General features: G+C 70.7%; 18 protein-coding genes and 1 tRNA gene. 11 read left to right on the top strand and 8 right to left on the bottom strand.

The genetic code is table 11. The features are described from left to right. Nucleotides 1-21: 21 nt before the first annotated feature. Together ABH923_RS00725 and ABH923_RS00720 are read right to left on the bottom strand one after the other, a co-directional pair. Nucleotides 22-1,698 carry a glycoside hydrolase family 13 protein gene (locus tag ABH923_RS00725; RefSeq protein WP_370053118.1) on the bottom strand — a complete coding sequence of 559 codons (1,677 nt, stop codon included), beginning with the start codon at nt 1,696-1,698 and terminating at the stop codon, nt 22-24. A 128-nt stretch (nt 1,699-1,826) separates the two neighbouring features. Further along, nucleotides 1,827-2,843: a LacI family DNA-binding transcriptional regulator gene (locus ABH923_RS00720; RefSeq protein ID WP_370053116.1), complete on the bottom strand. Its 1,017-nt coding sequence runs from the start codon at nt 2,841-2,843 to the stop codon at nt 1,827-1,829. Nucleotides 2,844-2,959: 116 nt separating this feature from the next. On the opposite strand from ABH923_RS00720, the gene ABH923_RS00715 reads away from it, so the two are divergent. Next, nucleotides 2,960-3,796 carry a UbiA family prenyltransferase gene (locus ABH923_RS00715; RefSeq protein WP_370053115.1) on the top strand — a complete coding sequence of 279 codons (837 nt, stop codon included), beginning with the start codon at nt 2,960-2,962 and terminating at the stop codon, nt 3,794-3,796. Here the strand turns inward: ABH923_RS00715 and ABH923_RS00710 are convergent. After that, complete coding sequence (locus ABH923_RS00710) at nt 3,783-5,192, bottom strand: MFS transporter (RefSeq protein ID WP_370053113.1); 1,410 nt, start codon at nt 5,190-5,192, stop codon at nt 3,783-3,785. The genes ABH923_RS00715 and ABH923_RS00710 overlap by 14 nt on opposite strands. 65 nt (nt 5,193-5,257) lie before the next feature. On the opposite strand from ABH923_RS00710, the gene ABH923_RS00705 reads away from it, so the two are divergent. After that, complete coding sequence (locus ABH923_RS00705) at nt 5,258-5,884, top strand: hypothetical protein (protein ID WP_370053111.1); 627 nt, start codon at nt 5,258-5,260, stop codon at nt 5,882-5,884. 30 nt (nt 5,885-5,914) lie between these two features. Next, nucleotides 5,915-6,121 carry a DUF6186 family protein gene (locus ABH923_RS00700; RefSeq protein WP_370053110.1) on the top strand — a complete coding sequence of 69 codons (207 nt, stop codon included), beginning with the start codon at nt 5,915-5,917 and terminating at the stop codon, nt 6,119-6,121. Here ABH923_RS00700 and ABH923_RS00695 read toward each other — a convergent pair whose 3' ends face one another. Beyond that, on the bottom strand, nt 6,122-7,438 hold the full coding sequence (locus tag ABH923_RS00695) for an LCP family protein (RefSeq protein WP_370053108.1): 1,317 nt from the start codon (nt 7,436-7,438) through the stop codon (nt 6,122-6,124). Between the two features lie 309 nt (nt 7,439-7,747). On the opposite strand from ABH923_RS00695, the gene ABH923_RS00690 reads away from it, so the two are divergent. The 8 genes from ABH923_RS00690 (at nt 7,748) to ABH923_RS00655 (ending at nt 13,997) form a co-directional block, all read left to right on the top strand. Beyond that, nucleotides 7,748-8,377: a hypothetical protein gene (locus tag ABH923_RS00690; RefSeq protein WP_370053107.1), complete on the top strand. Its 630-nt coding sequence runs from the start codon at nt 7,748-7,750 to the stop codon at nt 8,375-8,377. Nucleotides 8,378-8,381: 4 nt separating this feature from the next. Beyond that, nucleotides 8,382-8,966 (top strand): hypothetical protein, encoded by a 585-nt coding sequence (locus ABH923_RS00685; RefSeq protein WP_370053105.1) that lies wholly within the window; start codon nt 8,382-8,384, stop codon nt 8,964-8,966. After that, complete coding sequence (locus tag ABH923_RS00680) at nt 8,963-9,592, top strand: hypothetical protein (protein ID WP_370053103.1); 630 nt, start codon at nt 8,963-8,965, stop codon at nt 9,590-9,592. Before ABH923_RS00685 ends, ABH923_RS00680 begins: the two co-directional genes overlap by 4 nt. After that, nucleotides 9,589-10,167, top strand: coding sequence for a hypothetical protein (locus ABH923_RS00675; RefSeq protein WP_370053101.1), 579 nt, complete (start codon nt 9,589-9,591; stop codon nt 10,165-10,167). Before ABH923_RS00680 ends, ABH923_RS00675 begins: the two co-directional genes overlap by 4 nt. 38 nt (nt 10,168-10,205) lie before the next feature. Then, nucleotides 10,206-11,666 carry a hypothetical protein gene (locus tag ABH923_RS00670; protein ID WP_370053099.1) on the top strand — a complete coding sequence of 487 codons (1,461 nt, stop codon included), beginning with the start codon at nt 10,206-10,208 and terminating at the stop codon, nt 11,664-11,666. Continuing rightward, the gene (locus ABH923_RS00665) at nt 11,663-12,349 is read left to right on the top strand and encodes a hypothetical protein (RefSeq protein WP_370053097.1); all 687 of its coding nucleotides are present in this window, start codon (nt 11,663-11,665) and stop codon (nt 12,347-12,349) included. Before ABH923_RS00670 ends, ABH923_RS00665 begins: the two co-directional genes overlap by 4 nt. Beyond that, a complete protein-coding gene (locus tag ABH923_RS00660; RefSeq protein ID WP_370053095.1) occupies nt 12,330-12,902 on the top strand; it encodes a signal peptidase I in 573 nt (190 codons plus the stop codon). The genes ABH923_RS00665 and ABH923_RS00660 overlap by 20 nt, the downstream gene beginning before the upstream one ends. 117 nt (nt 12,903-13,019) lie before the next feature. Next, a complete protein-coding gene (locus tag ABH923_RS00655) occupies nt 13,020-13,997 on the top strand; it encodes an AraC family transcriptional regulator (protein ID WP_370053093.1) in 978 nt (325 codons plus the stop codon). Between the two features lie 133 nt (nt 13,998-14,130). Here ABH923_RS00655 and ABH923_RS00650 read toward each other — a convergent pair. The 4 genes from ABH923_RS00650 to nadD all read right to left on the bottom strand — a co-directional run bounded on the left by ABH923_RS00650 (nt 14,131) and on the right by nadD (nt 16,560). Next, nucleotides 14,131-14,203 (bottom strand) — tRNA-Ala (locus ABH923_RS00650). A gap of 113 nt (nt 14,204-14,316) precedes the next feature. Further along, nucleotides 14,317-14,691: a ribosome silencing factor gene (rsfS, locus tag ABH923_RS00645; protein ID WP_370053091.1), complete on the bottom strand. Its 375-nt coding sequence runs from the start codon at nt 14,689-14,691 to the stop codon at nt 14,317-14,319. 49 nt (nt 14,692-14,740) lie between these two features. After that, a complete protein-coding gene (locus tag ABH923_RS00640) occupies nt 14,741-15,961 on the bottom strand; it encodes a hypothetical protein (protein WP_370053089.1) in 1,221 nt (406 codons plus the stop codon). Beyond that, complete coding sequence (gene nadD / locus ABH923_RS00635; protein ID WP_370053088.1) at nt 15,958-16,560, bottom strand: nicotinate-nucleotide adenylyltransferase; 603 nt, start codon at nt 16,558-16,560, stop codon at nt 15,958-15,960. The genes ABH923_RS00640 and nadD overlap by 4 nt, the downstream gene beginning before the upstream one ends. Between the last annotated feature and the right edge of the window lie 10 nt (nt 16,561-16,570).

The raw sequence follows: 16,570 nt of genomic DNA, 5'->3' as shown, positions 1-16,570 counted from the left end.
TGGTGAGGTGTCTCCGGCGGCTCAGTGCTGTGTTCGAAGCCACGCCGTGGAGTCGGGAGGCAGCATCCCGCCGTCGAGCGGGCTGCTGCTGAGCAGGATGGCGGCGTGCGCGGGCAGCGCGACCGGGGCCGCCGAGAGGTTGGTGACGCTGAGGAAGGCGTCGCCGCGGGCGAACGCGAGCACGCCCTCCGGCGCCGGGATCCAGGTGAGGGGCCCGTCGCCGAGGCCGGGTTCAGCGCGCCGGATGCGCAGGGCCTGCGTGTACAGCCAGAGCATCGACGCCGGGTCGCTCTGCTGCGCCTGGACCGTGAGCGCGGCCCAGCCCGACGGCTGCGGGAGCCACGGCTCTGCGCTCGCGCCGTCCGGGCTGAAGCCGAACGGAGCGGCCGTACCGCGCCAGGGCAGCGGCACGCGGCAGCCGTCCCGCCCTGGATCGACGCCGCCGGAGCGGAAGTGCATCGGGTCCTCGATGCGGTCGGCGGGCAGGTCTTCCACCTCGGGGAGGCCGAGCTCGTCGCCCTGGTACAGGTACAGCGAGCCGGGCAGCGCGGCGGTCAGGAGGGCGGCCGCGCGGGAGCGGCGACGGCCGAGCTCGAGATCGGTGGGGGTCCCGCTGCGCTTCGTCGCGAAGGCGAAGGAGCTGTCCTCCCGCCCGTAGCGGGTCACCGGCCTGGTCACGTCGTGGTTGGAGAGCACCCAGGTGCTCGGCGCGCCGACCGGAGCGTGCGCCGCCAGGGTCTGGTCGATGGACGCCCGCAGCTCGTCGGCGTCCCACGGCCGGGCGAGGAAGTCGAAGTTGAAGGCCGTGTGCAGCTCGTCCGGACGCAGGTACTTCGCGAACCGGTCGATATCGGGCAGCCAGAGCTCCCCCACGAGCACCCGCGTGCCCTCGTAGGAGTCGGCGAGCTCCCGCCAGCCGCGGTAGATGTCGTGCAGCTCGTCGCGGTCCTGGTTCGGGTGCTCGCCAGGGCCGGGCGCCTCCGGCACCTCCGGCAACGCCGCATCCTTGACCAGGAGGGCGGCCGAGTCGATCCGGACGCCGGCGACGCCGCGGTCGAACCAGAACCGCAGGATGTCCTCGTGCTCGCGCCGGACGTCCGGGTGGTTCCAGTTGAGGTCGGGCTGCTGCTGGCTGAACAGGTGCAGGTACCACTCCCCCGGCGTGCCGTCGGGATTCGCCGTGCGGGTCCAGGTGTCGCCGGAGAAGTTCGACACCCAGCCGGTCGGCAGCCCGTCGCCGCGCTCGCCGCGGCCGGGCCGGAACCAGAACCGCTCGCGCTCGGGCGAGCCGGGGCCGGCCGCCAGCGCCGCCTGGAACCACGGGTGCCGGTCGGAGACGTGGTTGGGGACGATGTCGATGATGGTGCGGATGCCGAGCTCCAGCGCCTCCCGGATCAGCGCCTCCGCCTCGGCCAGGTCGCCGAACGCGGGGTTGATCCGGCGGTAGTCCGCGACATCGTAGCCTCCGTCGGCGAGGGGCGAGTCGTACCAGGGAGTGAACCAGATCGCGTCGACCCCGAGGTCGCGCAGGTAACCGAGGTGCTGCCGCACTCCGGCCAGGTCGCCGACGCCGTCCCCGTTCCCGTCGGCGAAGCTCCGCGGGTAGATCTGGTAGATGACCGCGCTGCGCCACCACGCCGGATCGTCGGCCGGCGGTGAGGGATGCGCAGCCGTCGCGGCCAGCACGGAGAGGTCCACAGTGAGCCCTTCGCTTCGGAAGTCGGCCCGGGCGGGCCGCGTTGCTCACCGAATGTAGCTATAGCGACAGAATGACGCAAGAACTCAACAGAACGTAATTTGTTTGCGTACTTTTGCGCTGAATTGCGCTACGAGACCGTGTGCGCAGCCGGTCCGGTCGACCCGCGCACGACCAGCTCCGGCTCGAACAGCAGCTCGTCGCGCAGGGCGGAGTCGCTCGAGATCTGGCGGAGCAGGAGCTCGATGACGGTTCGGCCCATCGGCTCGATCGGCTGCCGGATGGTGGTCAGCGGAGGCTCCGTGCTGTTCATCAGCGCGGAGTCGTCGTAGCCCACGATCGACACGTCGCGCGGCACGCTCAGCCCGGCCCGCCGGACGGCGCGGATCGCGCCGAGCGCCATCGGGTCACTCGCGCACACGATCGCCGTCACCCCGGCCTTCAGGAGCCGGGCGGCCGCCGCCTGTCCCGCCTCCAGCGAGTACAGCGAATGCACCACCAGCTCCTCGTCGAGCTCGTGGCCGGTCTCGGCGAAGATGCGCCGGGCGGCGGCGAGCTTGCGCTGCGACGGGACGTGGTCGCGCGGCCCGAGCAACAGCCCGATCCGCTCGTGGCCGAGCGAGCGCAGGTGGCCGAGAGCTTGCGCCGTGGCCACGGAGTCGTCGCAGGAGACCGTGGCGAAGTGCAGCGCGTCGACCGGCGCGTTGACCAGCACCGTCGGGAGGTGCAGCTCGGTGAGCCGCGAGTAGTGCTCGTGCGACGCGTCCTGCTGTGCGTAGGCGCCGCCGACGAAGATGACGCCGGACACCTGCTGCTGCAGCAGCAGCTCGACGTAGTCGGCCTCGGAGATGCCACCTGCCGTCTGCATGCAGAGCACCGGGGTGTAGCCGTTCTGTGCGAGCGCGCCGCCGATGATCTCGGCGAAGGCCGGGAAGATCGGGTTCTGCAGCTCGGGAAGCACCAGCCCGACCAGGCGCGCCCGCTCCCCGCGCAGCTTGCTCGGACGTTCGTAGCCGAGCACGTCCAGTGCGGTCAGCACCGCCTGCCGGGTCGCGTCGGAGACGCCCGGCTTGTCGTTGAGCACGCGGCTCACCGTCGCCTCGCTCACTCCGACCTTGCGCGCCACTTCCGCCAGACGTTTCGACATGGGGATAGTGTACGCAAACTCTTGCAGATCAACGCAAATCGCTTGCACTGGTGCTCCTGTCGCGAGTCCCGGCCATGCCGTCGCTCTCCCGCAGTGACGCGCCCTACGATGGCGGAATGGCGTCCAAGCCGATCTCGCTGCTGCTCGCCAGCCACCCCGGGCCCACCGCGGTGGTGACGGTCGTCGCCGTCGGCCTCGGCGTCGGCCTCGGCTACCCGCCCGGACGGCTCGCCGTCCTGGCGCTCGCGATCCTGCTCGGCCAGCTCTCGATCGGCTGGTCCAACGACTGGCTCGACGCCACCAGGGACCGGGAGGTCGCGCGGGCGGACAAGCCCGCGGCCCGCGGCGACGTCCCGCTCGGCCTCGTGCGCGCGTCAGCGTTCGTCGCGCTCGCCCTCTCCCTGGCCGTCACCGCCTTCCTCGGCGCCGGCGCGCTGATCGCGCACGCGGTCGCGATTTCGGGCGGCTGGGCGTACAACCTGGGGCTCAAGTCGACCGCCGCCTCCTTCGTCCCGTTCGCGGTGAGCTTCGGGCTCCTGCCCGCCATCGCGACTCTCGGTCAGGAGCAGCCGGCGTGGCCGGCGCCCTGGGTCCTCGCGGCCGGCGCGCTGCTCGGCGTCGCGGCGCACGTCACCAACGTGCTGCCCGACCTCGCCGACGACGCCCGCACCGGCATCCGCGGCCTTCCGCACCGCCTCGGCGCGCGGGCCAGTGGCCTGCTGGCGTTCGGCTGCCTCGGGGTGGCGACCGTGCTGATCACATTCGGCCCCGGGTTCCCGGTGCGCCCGCTGCTCCTCGTCGGCCTCGTGATCGGGCTGGCGGCGGTCGTCGCGGGCGTCGTGCTGCTGCTGCGGCGCAGCCCGACCCGGCTGCTCATGCAGCTCATCATGACCTGCGCGCTCGTCGACGTGGCGATGCTGGCCCTGGCCGGCCAGTCGATCACTTCGGGATAGCGGGAGGCTTCTCCGCCGCGACCGCGATCGGCGCGGCGGCCGGCTCGTGGTTGCGGATGCCGATGGCCGACACCACGCCGCCGACGATGAGCAGGCCCGCCGTCGCGAGCATCGCCCGGTGCATCCCGTCCACGTCCAGCTTCTCGCCGATCACGAAACCGGCCATCGCGACCGTCAACAGGCCGGCGATGCGGGCGACCGCGTTGTTGACCGCGGAGCCGATGCCCGCCTGGCCCGGGTGGATGGAGCCGAGGATCGCGCTGGTCAGCGGCGCGACCGTCATCGAGAGCCCGACGCCGAACAGCAGGACAGCGGGCAGCAGCTCGAACCAGTAGTTCACGTCGGTCCCGACCATCAGCAGCCAGAGGAAGCCGGCCGAGGCGACGATCGGGCCTGCGGCCATGAAGAACCGGGGGCCGTACTTCCCGGCCAGGCCGCCGAAGTAGCTGGACAGCAGCAGCATGCAGAGCGTCGACGGGATGAACACGAAGCCCGCGACGAACGCCGAGAACCCGGCGACCTGCTGCAGGAACAGCGTCACCATGAGCGGCCCGAAGGACAGCGCGCCGTAGACGAACGCCGTGGCCAGGTTGCCCACCCAGAAGTTGTGCACCGAGAACAGGCCGAGCGGCAGCATCGGCTGCTTCACCCGCGTCTCGACGATGAAGAAGGCGACGAGCGACAGCACTCCGACCACGAACGGGATCCAGACCCGCGGGCTCCCCCAGCCGTAGGTGCCCTGCTCGATCAGCGCGAACACCGTCCCGGCCAGACCGACCGACCCGAGCACCGCACCGATGATGTCGACGCGGCCGCCCATCCCCTTGTCGGTGTCGCCGAGCGTCCACATCAGCACGAGCGTCACCGCGATCGGGACCACGTTGATGACGAACACCCAGCGCCAGGACAGCGCGTCGACGAAGAACCCGCCGACCACGGGGCCCGCGATCATGGCGATGCCGGTCCACGCCGTCCAGCGCCCGATCGCCTTGGCCTGGGCGGGCCCCTCGAACCGGGAGATGATGATGGCCAGCGAGGAGGGGACGAGCAACGCCCCCGCCACACCCTGGAGGGCCCGCGACAGCACCAGGAACACCCCGGTCGGCGCGAACGCGCACAGCAGCGACGTGATCCCGAACCCGATCAGCCCGACGTACAGGATGCGCTTGCGCCCGAACACGTCCGAGAGCGACCCGGCGATCAGGATCAACGAGCCGAGCGTGACCAGGTAGGCGTCGACCACCCACTGCTGCAGCGGCAGGCCGCCGCCGAGCTCCCGGTCGATCGCGGGCAGCGCCACGTTGATGACGGCCCCGTCGAGGAACGCGACGAAGCTGGCCAGGATCGCGATCAGCAGCACACGCAGCTGCAGGGACGTCATCTTCTCGGTGGCCATGTGCTCATTCAACGTCCCGGCGTGCTGATCGCGCAAGCACGCGCGCCGGGCGTACGGTTTGCCTCGTGTCAGAGCTGTCGCACTCCGAGCGATCCTCCGGCCGGCGCCGACCGACCCCGACCGCGATCATGCAGGTCGGCTGGATCGGCGTGCTCGTGATCACGGCCGTCTTCCACGCCGTGCGCGGAGCGCCCGTGGACGCCGCGATCTACGTCTCCGGTGCGGTGGTGCTCACGCTCGACGCGCTCGGATGGCTGCGCGTCCCGCTCCGGATGCCCGCGGGCCGTGACACCGTCTCCCGCCGCGTCCTCGCCGGGACGCTGATCGCGGTCGCCTCCCTGACTCTCGGCTTCACCCCGCTCTACAGCCCGGCGGACACGGCGATCGTCGTCGGGCTCGGCGTGCTGCTGCTGCCGGTGGCCTGGGCCGACCGAGCCCGAGCGGACTCCGGGCCGCCCGGATCGGCCCTGCGCCGCGCGGCCGTCCTGTGGTCGATCGTCATCGTCGCCGGTTGCGTGTGGGAGATCGGCGTGTTCTTCCTCGGCCGCGACCTCTCGGGGAGCACGACCGCCTACCCGGCGCTCTCCGACCTGATCGACCCGCTGCTGGCCTGGCCGCCGGCGCGGGTGCTGCTGGTCGCGTGCTGGCTGCTCGGCGGGTACGCGCTGCTTCAGCGCGGGAGGCCGGCATGAACGGGAGGCGGTCATGAACGGGAGGCGGTCATGAGGTGGGTCACCATCGGCGGCTTCGTGCTGTGCGGCCTCCTGATCGTGGCGCTCGTCGTCCAGTCCCGGCGCCGCCCCGACCGGATCGCCCCGCTCGGCAGCCTCCTCGACCGCGTGATGGCCGACCGGGCGGCGCGGGTCACCATCCTGCTGTTCTGGTGGTGGATCGGCTGGCACTTCCTGGTCACGCCGCCGACCGTGTGACTAGTTGTTGCCCTTCGTGCAGGTCTGCTGCGCGGCCGTCTGACCGGTGACATTGGAGGGCAGATCGACCGAGCCGGACGAGTTCGTCGGCGCGGGCGTCCCGGTGCCGGTCGGCGTCGCAGGCGCGGCCGGCGCGGCCGGAGTCTCCGTCGCGGTGGGCGTCGGCGTCGCCGTCGCGCTCGGGTCCTCCGCAGCGCGCCCGGTCGAGCCGGTCAGGGTCACCGGCTGGTCGTTGACCAGCGCGTTGTTCACCGCGGTGGAGGCCTCCTCGTCCGGGATGACGCGGTTGACGTTCTGCGGATCGGACACGGCCGGATACTGCAGGAAGACCATGTTCTGCAGCCCGGTGTCCTTGAGCGCGAGCGCGATCTCCACCAGCGTCGTCGGGTTGGTGAGCGTCTCGGACGGCGTGACGTTCTGCACGGCGGCCTTGGCGAGCGCGTAGAGCTGCACCGGGTTGCCGAGCACTCCCCCGCTGACGATCTTGCGCGCGAGCGCGGAGAGGAAGACCTGCTGGTTGGAGATGCGGCCGAGGTCGCTGCCGTCTCCGACGCCGTGCCGGCTGCGCAGGAACGAGAGCGCCTGGTCCCCTACGAGCGTGCTCTCCCCCGCCGGGAGGTTGAGCGGCGGGTTGGTGTAGTTGTCCTTCACCTTCGTCGCCAGGCAGACCGTCACGCCGCCGACGGCCGTGGACATCGCGCTCACGCCGTCGAAGTTGATCACCGCTCCGAACGGGATGGTCACACCGGTGAGCTTCTCGACCGTCAGCACCACGCAGGCGAGCCCGCCGCGCGACAGCGTGGTGTTGAACTGCGCGTAGGACGACCCGCTCACCGTGTCCTTGCCGTCCGGTGTCGGGCAGGTCGGGATGCGCACCATGAGGTCGCGCGGGAAGCTGACCACCATCATGCTCTTGTGGTCCTGCGCGATGTGCAGCAGCATCGTGACGTCGTTGTTGCCCTCGCCTGTGCTGGCGTCCTGCTCCGCGGCGGAGTTGTAGACACCGCCGAGACCGCTGCGGGTGTCGGTGCCCGCCAGCAGCAGGTTCACGCCGCCCGGGATGGCCCCCACATTCGGGATGTCCTGCGGGATTGCCGTGTGCCCGGGCAGCGTGACGAGGGTGACGCCGTGCTTCACCGAGCGCGCGACATCCCACACCGCGTACGCCGCCACCGAGAAGCTGCTGACCACGACCACCGCGACGACGCCCGCGAGCAGCTTGAGGACGGACGCGACCAGCCTCCGCCGCGGCAGCCTGCCGTGCCGCACCGGCGCGGGCCCGCGGGCACGCTGCTGACGGCGAGGCAGGTCGGTCATGCGGATCCCCCGGTGCGGTTCGAAGAGAACGGAATGGGTGAATCCTAAGCGATGGCCGCTTTCCGGCGAGGCGAGGGCACGCGGTATGCCGCCGACACGCCCGGGCTCGCGAGGGTGAAAGCCCAGACGATTCCCGCGCCTCCCGCTGGTGATCGCGGCCCGTCCCATCCCCGAAGAATCCCGTATTTCCGCGCCGGAGCACCGAAAAGACGCGGTGCTACCGTCACGTCCCTGACGACCGCGAGGCCGTCCGAGACACACCAAGGGAGAGCAATGACGCAGCAAGCCGCCGCGCCCGAGAAGCGCGGAATGTCCAGGAGAACCAAGGCGGTGATCGGCCTCGGCGCCGTCGTCGCCATCGCGGCCGGGGTCACGGCCGCCGCCTTCACCGATTTCGCGAACCTGAACCTCGGGGCGAACGGGATCGGCGCCGATCAGTACAACATCCAGGTGGTCGACACGGACCCCGTCACCGGAGCGCAGATCCCCGGCTCGTGGCAGGAGGCCGACACCCCGGCCGGCGCGCCGATCGAGCTGGTCGGAGCGAACACGCTCTTCCCCGGGAGCACGCCGATCTCCGTCGACATCCCGGTCAGGAACGCCTCGGCGACGCTGAACTCGACGCTGTCGCTCGGACTCATGCAGCTCCCGGACACCGCCACGGACATCACCGATCCGAACTACCTGGCCAGCCTGCGGTTCACGATCACGCAGCCGGCGACCTCCCTGGGGGCGACGCCGATCAGTGTGACCGACCAGACGTACGCCCAGCTCAGCACGCTCGCGCTCAACGGCCTGGCCGCCGGCGAGCAGTCGGATGTCACGATCGAGGTGCGGCTGCTCACCCAGGCGGAGTCGGGGTCCACCTACACCGACAACGACCTGAACGGATCCAAGGCATACATCCAGGCTCAGTTCAACGGCACCTCGACTCCCTGACCTGATGCCCTCATCCACCATGCCGGCGCGTCGGTGGCGTCGTCCTGCACTGTCGCTGGTGGGAGTCTGCGTCGCCTCGGCGATCGCCGTCACCGCCGCCAGCACCGTGAACTGGACCGACGTCACCGTCGCACTGGACGGAACCGACAACACCTTCGATCTGCAGGTGGCGGGCAGCGACCTGCCCGGCTGGGCGCCGACCGCCGCCGAATGGCAGCAGGGCCGCCCCGACCCGGTCGTGGTCGCGCTGCCGGCCACTGTGCTCGAACCCGGTTCGGCCGTCCAGGCCCGGGTGGCCGTCCGCAACAACAGTCCGCGACTCGCCGGAGCGATCAGCGTCCACCTGGTCGACCCGGCGTCCCCCAACACGCTGTTCCCCGAGCTGCGCTTCACCATCTCCGAAGGAGGCCACGTGTACGCGGCCGCAGTACCGCCCACCGGGGCGGCGGACATCCCGCTCACCGGGGCCACAGCGCCCGGCGGCGATCGGGTGCTGGACGTCGAGGTCACCCTCCCGGCCGACGCGCCGGCGTCGGTGAACGGCTCGACGACCCCCATCCAGCTCATGTTCACGGGGGCGAGCCTGTGACCGGGCGGCGGGTCCGCTCGACGGCCACCCGACCCCGCCGCGGCGCGGTGGCCGCGACCGGCCTCCTGGGCCTCAGCGTCGTCCTCTGCGCCTCGGCGATCGGCACCACCTCCGCCGCGTTCACCGATCAGTCGGTTCCCCAGCTCGGGACGAACGGCGCAATCGGAGGCGGCTACAACATCGCGTTCCTCGACTCGGCAGGGGCTGTCCAGGAGGGCAATCCCACGCCGTTCGCGCTCGACAGCTCGGGAAGCGGTGCCATCACGCTCGCGTCGGCCGCGACGGTGGACATGCAGGTCGTCACGACGACCCCGGCCACCGGACCTGTCCGGATCACGCTCTACAACGCCTACCCCGGCAGCAGGCCGAGCGACCCCGGCGGGACAGGTCCAGGCGCCGACCCGTACGACTACGCGCTCTACACGATCACGGTCGACGGGACGCCTGTCGCGACCGCGTCCACCTCCGCCGCGATCAACGCGTCCCCGCCGTTCGTCACGGGCTGGACCCAGTCGGTGCCCAAGACCATCGAGGTTCAGGTGTCCGTGCCGCACGCGATCGGGAACCCCTACGTCTTCAACCGGACCCTCGTGCTCGGCGTCCGCTTCGACGGGAGCACCTCGTGAGGCGGGCCGTCATCGTCGCCGCCGTCGCGCTGCTCAGCCTGTCCGGCGCGCTGCCGGCCGCCGCCGTGCCGGCCGCCGGGCAACCAGGGGCCACGCAGCTCGTGACCGTGCAGATGCCGGGGCCGGGCCACCAGAGCGAGTGGTCGACCACGGTGCAGAACCCCGCGTCCTCCCCGTCGACGGTCTCCCTCGCGGTGCTGGACGTCACCGGCGGCGCCTCCGGGATCGACGACGCGCTGCAGGTCAGCGTGCGGGTCGACGGAGTGACCGTGATCCCGCAGACCCCGCTGCGCCGGCTGATCGGAGGCGACGCCGTACCACTCGGGACCGTCGCGGGCGGAGGCGTCACGACCGTCTCGGGCGACGTGGTCCTCAGCTCGGCCGCGGGCAACGAGTACCTGGGGCTGAGCGCACAGTTCACACTCCGGCTGAGCTCGATGGAGGCCGCCCCGGCCCCGACTCCTCCGCTCGCCGACACCGGGCTCACGGTGATCGGCGTCGGCGTCCCGCTCGCACTCATCGTCGCGGGCGTCCTGCTCCGACTCCGCCGTCGAAAGGCCGGTGAACAGCTATGAAGCGCCCATCGAACGGTCCAGCGGAACGGAGACGTCCGGTGCGGACACGCACAGGACCTCGCGTCAGCCGTCTCGCCGGCCTCGTCGCCGTCGCGTTCGCCACACTCGCCCTCGTGCCGACCACGGCCGCCGCCTACCGGGACACCGCTCAGGCGCAGACCTCGGCGGACCAGTCGCCGCTGCTCACCGCGTCGACGCGGATGACGCCGACGAACACCTATCTCGCCAACACCGCGACCGCGCTCCAGGACGACGGCACGCTCTGGGTGTGGGGCTTCCGCGGCAACGGGCTCGCCGGGAACGGGACGCTGACCGTCCCGTCGACCGCGCCGCCGACACCCGTCATCCTCCCCAACGACGGCTACACCGGAGCGAATCACCGCTACATCGTGCGGGTCGCGGGGACGAGCCTCGACGACTACTACCCCACCGACATCAACTACACCGGGCTGGCCGCACTGTCCGACGACGGCGTGGTCTACACCTGGGGCGGCAGCAGCACGAACAATGTGATGGGCAGGCCGAGCTCGCCGATCCCGTACACGCAGCCCGGTCCGGTCTCCATCCCCGGCGCCGTCGTGGACCTGCGCTCGTCGTCCGGCGTCTTCATGGCGCTCACCAGCACTGGAGACCTCTACACCTGGGGCAATCCGCAGGGCCGCGGGATCACCGGCCAGGGCACGCCGACCGCGTCCTCGCCGACGCCGTCGCTGATCATGTCGGGCGTGCACAGCATCGGCGCCGGGATGTGGAACGGCTGGGCGATCCGCGGCGACTTCGATGTCAACGACTCGACCACGGGTGTGTTCTGGTGGGGCTGGGCGAACGCGGGATCGTCCTACGCGTCCGACCCGTCCGGGGACAACCTGGGCACGAACCGCAACGCCCCGTTCCGATCGACGAACCTGTCGCCGTTCGCGCAGTCCGGGTGCGACACCGTCGGCGTCGTCATGGGCTCGGCCGCCGACACCTGCACGATCAGGTCTCTCACCGGCCACTACTTCGGCAACCAGCTCGTGTTGGACGGCGGTCACCTGGTGACCTGGGGCGACGCGAGCAACCAGGGCACCGGTCGGCCGTACGTCTCGGGTGCCGTCAGCGCCCAGCCATTGGCGCTGACCATGCCGAACAACGATCCCGTCGAAGCGGTCGCACCCAGCCAGGACTACGTGCAGGTGCTCGGCCAATCCGGTCAGGTCTACATGTTCGGCCGCTATTCGTTCGGCCGGGGGCCGGACCCGACCCTCGGAACACCGTCGACGACGAACATCGTCGCCCCCGCGCAGATCCTCCCGCTCGGCAGCACGGTCACCGCGATCGGCGCATTCGGCTACTCCGGCACGGCGTTGAACGCCGACGGCTCCTACGTCAATTGGGGCGGAGGGACCGCGGGCGGGAACAACAACACGTACTCGTCCATCATCAACAGCTGGGCGGCGAACACCGCCCCGACGAACGCTGTCCAGGGGCTGACGACCATGATTCCACCGGGGGCGTGATGAAGCACAGGAAGACGACGAGGAGACGGATCGCTCTGGCCACCGTCGCCGCCGGCACGCTGGTGGTGACCGCCACGCTGCTCACGGCCGGACAGACCATGAGCGCCTTCACGGACGCGTCCATGCTGAACATCGGCCCGGACGGCGTCGGCTCCGAGCCCTTCGACATCGTCTCCGTCCTCCCCGGCGAGCAGGTCGCCCAGGCGCTCCCGGGCCAGGGCGTTACGGTGCCGATCCCCGGGGACGACAGTTTCGTCCCCGGCCGCACGATCACGATGAACCTCGGCGTCGCGAACAACTCCCCCGACCTCGCCGCGGCCGTGACGGTCGCCGTCAAGCCGTCGGATCCGGACGGGTACGGCGAATCGGGCAGCAGCCCCAACATCACCTGGTTCATCCTCGTCACCGTCGTGGACACGACGACCGGGCAGGTCCTGGTGGGCGGCAGCGCGACGGACCCCACCCAGGGCGTCCCCGTGGCGAACGCCTCGGGCGTGATCGGCCGGCTCGCACCGCGCGGAGGGCCCGCGCTCAGCGACGGGAGCACGTGGGCGGCCGGGAACGCCGGCAGCCGGCACGACCTCGCGATCAGTCTGTACTACCCGGACACGTCGGCCACCGTCGCCTACAACTTCGGTGCGACCGCATTGGAGGTGGAGTTCGATGGCGCCTCGACGTCGTGAGCGTCCCCGTCGCTCGCTGTGGCACTGGCTCGGCTCCGCCCTGCTCACGTTCTCGGCCATCCTCGGCGTGATCGCGATCGTGACGGTCGCCGTCTGCGCGGTGTTCGGCCTGCGCCCGGTCGTCGTGATCTCCGGATCGATGGAGCCGACGCTGCCGGTCGGATCGCTGATCTTCTACCGCACGGTCCCCGCGACGGCGGTCTCGAAGGGGGACATCGTGACGGTCCCGCGGCAGGACGGCGGCACGGGCCTCATCACCCACCGGATCACGGAGATCACCACGAAGGGCGGCGTCACGACGCTGCACCTGAAGGGCGACGCCAACGCGACAGCGGACCCGTTGCCGTACGTGGTCTCGTCGGTGGGCAGCTTCGTCGGCGTCATCCCGGTCGCCGGGACGATCGCGCTCGCGGCCAGGACTCCGCTGGGCATCGCGGCGGTGGCGACGTACGTGGCGGCCCTCGTCGCGGTGATCGTGTTCGGACGGCGACGGGAGAAGGCGCCGTCCCGGCACACGGGCGCGCGCCGGGTGCCGCCCGTCGCGGCCGAGTGAGCGGGGCCTGCAACCGGTCGGCGAGGCATACTGGTGGCATGGAATCGTTCCCCAGCGAGCTCCAGCTCATCGGCGCCTCCTGCGCCCAGCATGGAGCCATGATCGTGATGGACTCCCGTGGCGGTCGGTAGCCACCTCCCGACCTTCTCGACGACGGACCTGGACGAGGCCGTCGAGGTCGGATCGCGGATGTTCTACGGTCACCGCATCCTCCCCGCCGGGAGAGCGGCCGGCTTCTCCTACGTGGCGACCGGCGCCCAGCTCGGATCCGCCACCCTGGGGCTGGTGGGCTTCGGCACGGGCGTGACGGTCGAGTTCGGAGGCCTGGAGGGCTCCTACGGCGTCAGCCTGCCGACGCGCGGACCGCTCGAACTCCACATCGGCGCCGACGAGTTCATCGCGTCACCCGATGCGGCCGCCGTCATCGGGCCCGTCGGCGAGCTCAAAGCCACCGGATGGGACACGCCGGACGACCGGCTCGCCCATCTCAAGTTCACCCGGACCATGCTGGAGACCGAGCTCAGCCGGATGCTCGGCACCGACCCGGTCGGCGAGATCCGATTCCCGTACCTGATGGACCTCCGCTCCGGCCGCGGCGCGGAATGGGCCCGACTGGCCCGGCTGCTGTTCGCCTCGCTCGAGAGCTCGGACGGACTCGCCGGCAACCGGCTGTTCATCGCACAGCTGACGAGTGCGCTCATGACGGGCCTGCTCCTGGCCACCGCCCATCAGTTCCGGGACGCTCTCGACCAGCCCGCGCTGCCCGTGCCGCCGGCCATCATCCGGCGCGCCGTCGACTTCATCGACCAGAACGCTCAGCAACCGATCACGGTGCCCGACATCGCGGCGGCCGTCGGGGCGAGCGTCCGGACTCTTAATCGAGGGTTCAGCGACCACCTCAGCACGAGCCCCGGCGCCTACCTGGTCCGGGCCAGGCTGGACGGAGCCCATCGCGAGCTCGTGGCCAGCGTCCCCGGCACGACGACCGTGGCGCAGGTCAGCGCGGCCTGGGGATTCTTCAACCAGGGCCGGTTCTCTAGCCGCTACCGCGCGGCCTACGGGGTGCTGCCGTCGCAGACGCTCCGCGACGTCTGACGGGCCCGGGACTCACCTGCCCGCGTTGTCGTACGCCGTGACTTGAGCCTGACAGCGTGAGAATGAGGCGGCGCGGCCGGAAAACAAAAAGGCCGACTTTCGCGTGATCACGCGGAAGTCGGCCTTCCAGAAGTGGATCTGAGGGGACTCGAACCCCTGACCCCCTGCATGCCATGCAGGTGCGCTACCAGCTGCGCCACAGACCCGTATTCAGTTTGTTCGCGTTGACCGGGCTCCCCCGGGCAACTCATCAAGCGTACTACACCCGTGCTGCGCAACGTAAATCGGCCGTGCAGCCCGGGCGTGTGAGCGCAGGTGGCTACTCCGCGCTGTGGACGGGCAGCTCGAGCGGGAGGACCGGGCAGTCCTTCCAGAGGCGCTCGAGGGCGTAGTACATCCGGTCCTCCTCGTGGAAGACGTGCACCACCAGGTCTCCGAAGTCGAGGAGGATCCAGCGGCCCTCCGACTTGCCCTCGCGGCGCAGCGTGCGGACGCCCGCGTCGTTCAGGCGGTCCTCCACCTCGCCGGCGATCGCGATCACGTTGCGCTCGACCGAGCCGGAGACCAGGAGGAAGGCGTCCGTCAGCGGCAGCGGGCCGGAGACGTCGAGCGCCACCAGATCGACGCCGCCCTTCGAGTCGGCGGCCTCGGCCGCGAGCTGGAGGATTTCCCGGGCGTGCGGGGTTGCGGTCACAAAGAGTCCTTCGAAAGAGTGCGGGTCGAGCAGAGGTGTTCGCGGGTCATCAGAAGACGTGCAGCACGTACGCCGCGATCAGCAGGCCGATCACGCCGACGGCGAGAACACCCGCGGTCACCATGAGAACGACGGGGAGGGCGTTGCCGCGCTTCTTCGGCGGCGCGATCACGCCGCGCGTCGACGTGTGCGTGCTGATCGCACGCGATGCGCGCACCGGCGCGACCTCGGAGGTGTTGAACTCGTTCTCCTCGCTATCGAGGAGTCGGTCGATGTCCGAGGAGTCGATGCGGTCGTGCGCGCCGGTCGCTCCGAGCGTGCGCGGGAGGTCGATCGAGCCGGTGACGAGGATTTCGCCGGTGCTGGTCAGCGGGCCGGTCGCGTCCGCCTGCGGCAGCGACGGGAGGATGAGCGCGTTGGTCGTGGTGGCCGCGGTCGAATGGCCGACGTTGCGGGAGGTGATCGGCTCGGAGCCGTCCTCCAGCTCGGCCGCCGTCGACCAGTGACCGGTCGGCGGGGTGAAGGGACGGCGCTCCTGGGCGGAGACGTCCTCTGCCTCGGCGGGCGCTGCTGCGGCAGCCGGAGCGGCTGCGGCCTGCGACCCGAAGCCGGTGAAGACGGACGTCGGAGAGGACGTCACCGCGGCGTCCGTCTGCTGCGCCGCGGAGACCGGGGCCGCCTCATCGGTGAACGTCACGGGGACGATCGGCTCGGCGATGGCCGGCGAGTGGTTCGCCTGGTTCGCGGCCTGCGCCTGCAGCATCGCCCGCAGTTCGCGACGGGTGAGCGTGCGCTCGCCGGTCGGGTCGGACTCGTCGTCCGAAGCGGTCGACGGCGCCGTGGTCATCTGCTGCGACGTCGCGCGTACGGGAGCGGCCCCCGGCAGCACGGACATCGGCTGGGTGACAGGCTCGGGCTTGGCCGGGTCCGGCGCCTGCCGGAACAGGTCGAACGACGACGCGTCGGCGCTGGGGTCCGCTGCCGGACGATTCGGGGCGCTGAACAGGAGGTTGTCGAAGCTGCCGCCCGACGAGACGCCGGGCTCGGCGAACGCCGAGGCGGGGATGGCGGGAGCCTGCTCCTCGTCCGCGGGCTGAGCGTCGGTGCCGGGGGTCGACGACGTCTCGGGGATCTCCCCCGCCGGGGTCGCCTCGGAGGTGCCCGCACGGCGCGACGCTTGACGAGCCGCCGTACGCTCACTCTCTCTGGCCTGTCGCCGTGTCTGCGGCGGCTGGCTCGCTTCCGCTGGCTGTTCAGGCCATGACGTCATTCCACGCTCCGATACAAGTGATGTTTGGAGATGTACTGGACCACCCCGTCGGGGACGAGGTACCAGACGGGGAATCCCCTGCTCACCCGGCTCCGGCAGTCGGTGGACGAGATCGCCAGGGCCGGAACTTCCAACAAGCTTACGTCCTGTTTCGGCAATCCAGAAATATTGAGGTCGTGTCCCGGGCGACTCACAGCAACGAAGTGCGCGAGCTTCCAGAGCTCGTCGAAATCACGCCAGCTCAGGATCTGCGCGATGGCGTCGGCGCCGGTGATGAAGAAGAACTCCGCGTCCGGTCGCTCCCGACGCAGATCGCGGAGGGTGTCGATCGTGTAGGTGGGCCCTACGCGGTCGACGTCCACCCGGCTGACGGTGAACCGCGGGTTGGAGGCCGTCGCGATCACCGTCATCAGATAGCGGTGCTCGGCGGTCGTGACCTCGCCCTTCTGCCACGGCTGACCGGTGGGCACGAAGACCACCTCGTCGAGGTCGAACGACTGCGCGACCTCGCTCGCGGCGACCAGGTGGCCGTGATGGATCGGATCGAACGTGCCGCCCATCACGCCGATGCGTGGACGGCTCTTCTCGGTCAGCTCCATGTGTGGGCGT

It is taken from the genome of Leifsonia sp. EB41 (assembly GCF_041262565.1).
Lineage (GTDB): Bacteria > Actinomycetota > Actinomycetes > Actinomycetales > Microbacteriaceae > Leifsonia.
This window is presented reverse-complemented; position numbering and strand designations above follow the sequence as displayed.

Bases quoted from the DNA above. Each gene is read 5' to 3' on its own strand.
- ABH923_RS00720 (WP_370053116.1), bottom strand. From the start codon at position 2,843: ATGTCGAAACGTCTGGCGGAAGTGGCGCGCAAGGTCGGAGTGAGCGAG.
- ABH923_RS00715 (WP_370053115.1), top strand. From the start codon at position 2,960: ATGGCGTCCAAGCCGATCTCGCTGCTGCTCGCCAGCCACCCCGGGCCC.
- ABH923_RS00710 (WP_370053113.1), bottom strand. From the start codon at position 5,192: ATGGCCACCGAGAAGATGACGTCCCTGCAGCTGCGTGTGCTGCTGATC.
- ABH923_RS00700 (WP_370053110.1), top strand. From the start codon at position 5,915: ATGAGGTGGGTCACCATCGGCGGCTTCGTGCTGTGCGGCCTCCTGATC.
- ABH923_RS00695 (WP_370053108.1), bottom strand. From the start codon at position 7,438: ATGACCGACCTGCCTCGCCGTCAGCAGCGTGCCCGCGGGCCCGCGCCG.
- ABH923_RS00690 (WP_370053107.1), top strand. From the start codon at position 7,748: ATGTCCAGGAGAACCAAGGCGGTGATCGGCCTCGGCGCCGTCGTCGCC.
- ABH923_RS00685 (WP_370053105.1), top strand. From the start codon at position 8,382: ATGCCCTCATCCACCATGCCGGCGCGTCGGTGGCGTCGTCCTGCACTG.
- ABH923_RS00660 (WP_370053095.1), top strand. From the start codon at position 12,330: ATGGCGCCTCGACGTCGTGAGCGTCCCCGTCGCTCGCTGTGGCACTGG.
- ABH923_RS00640 (WP_370053089.1), bottom strand. From the start codon at position 15,961: ATGACGTCATGGCCTGAACAGCCAGCGGAAGCGAGCCAGCCGCCGCAG.
- nadD (WP_370053088.1), bottom strand. From the start codon at position 16,560: ATGGAGCTGACCGAGAAGAGCCGTCCACGCATCGGCGTGATGGGCGGC.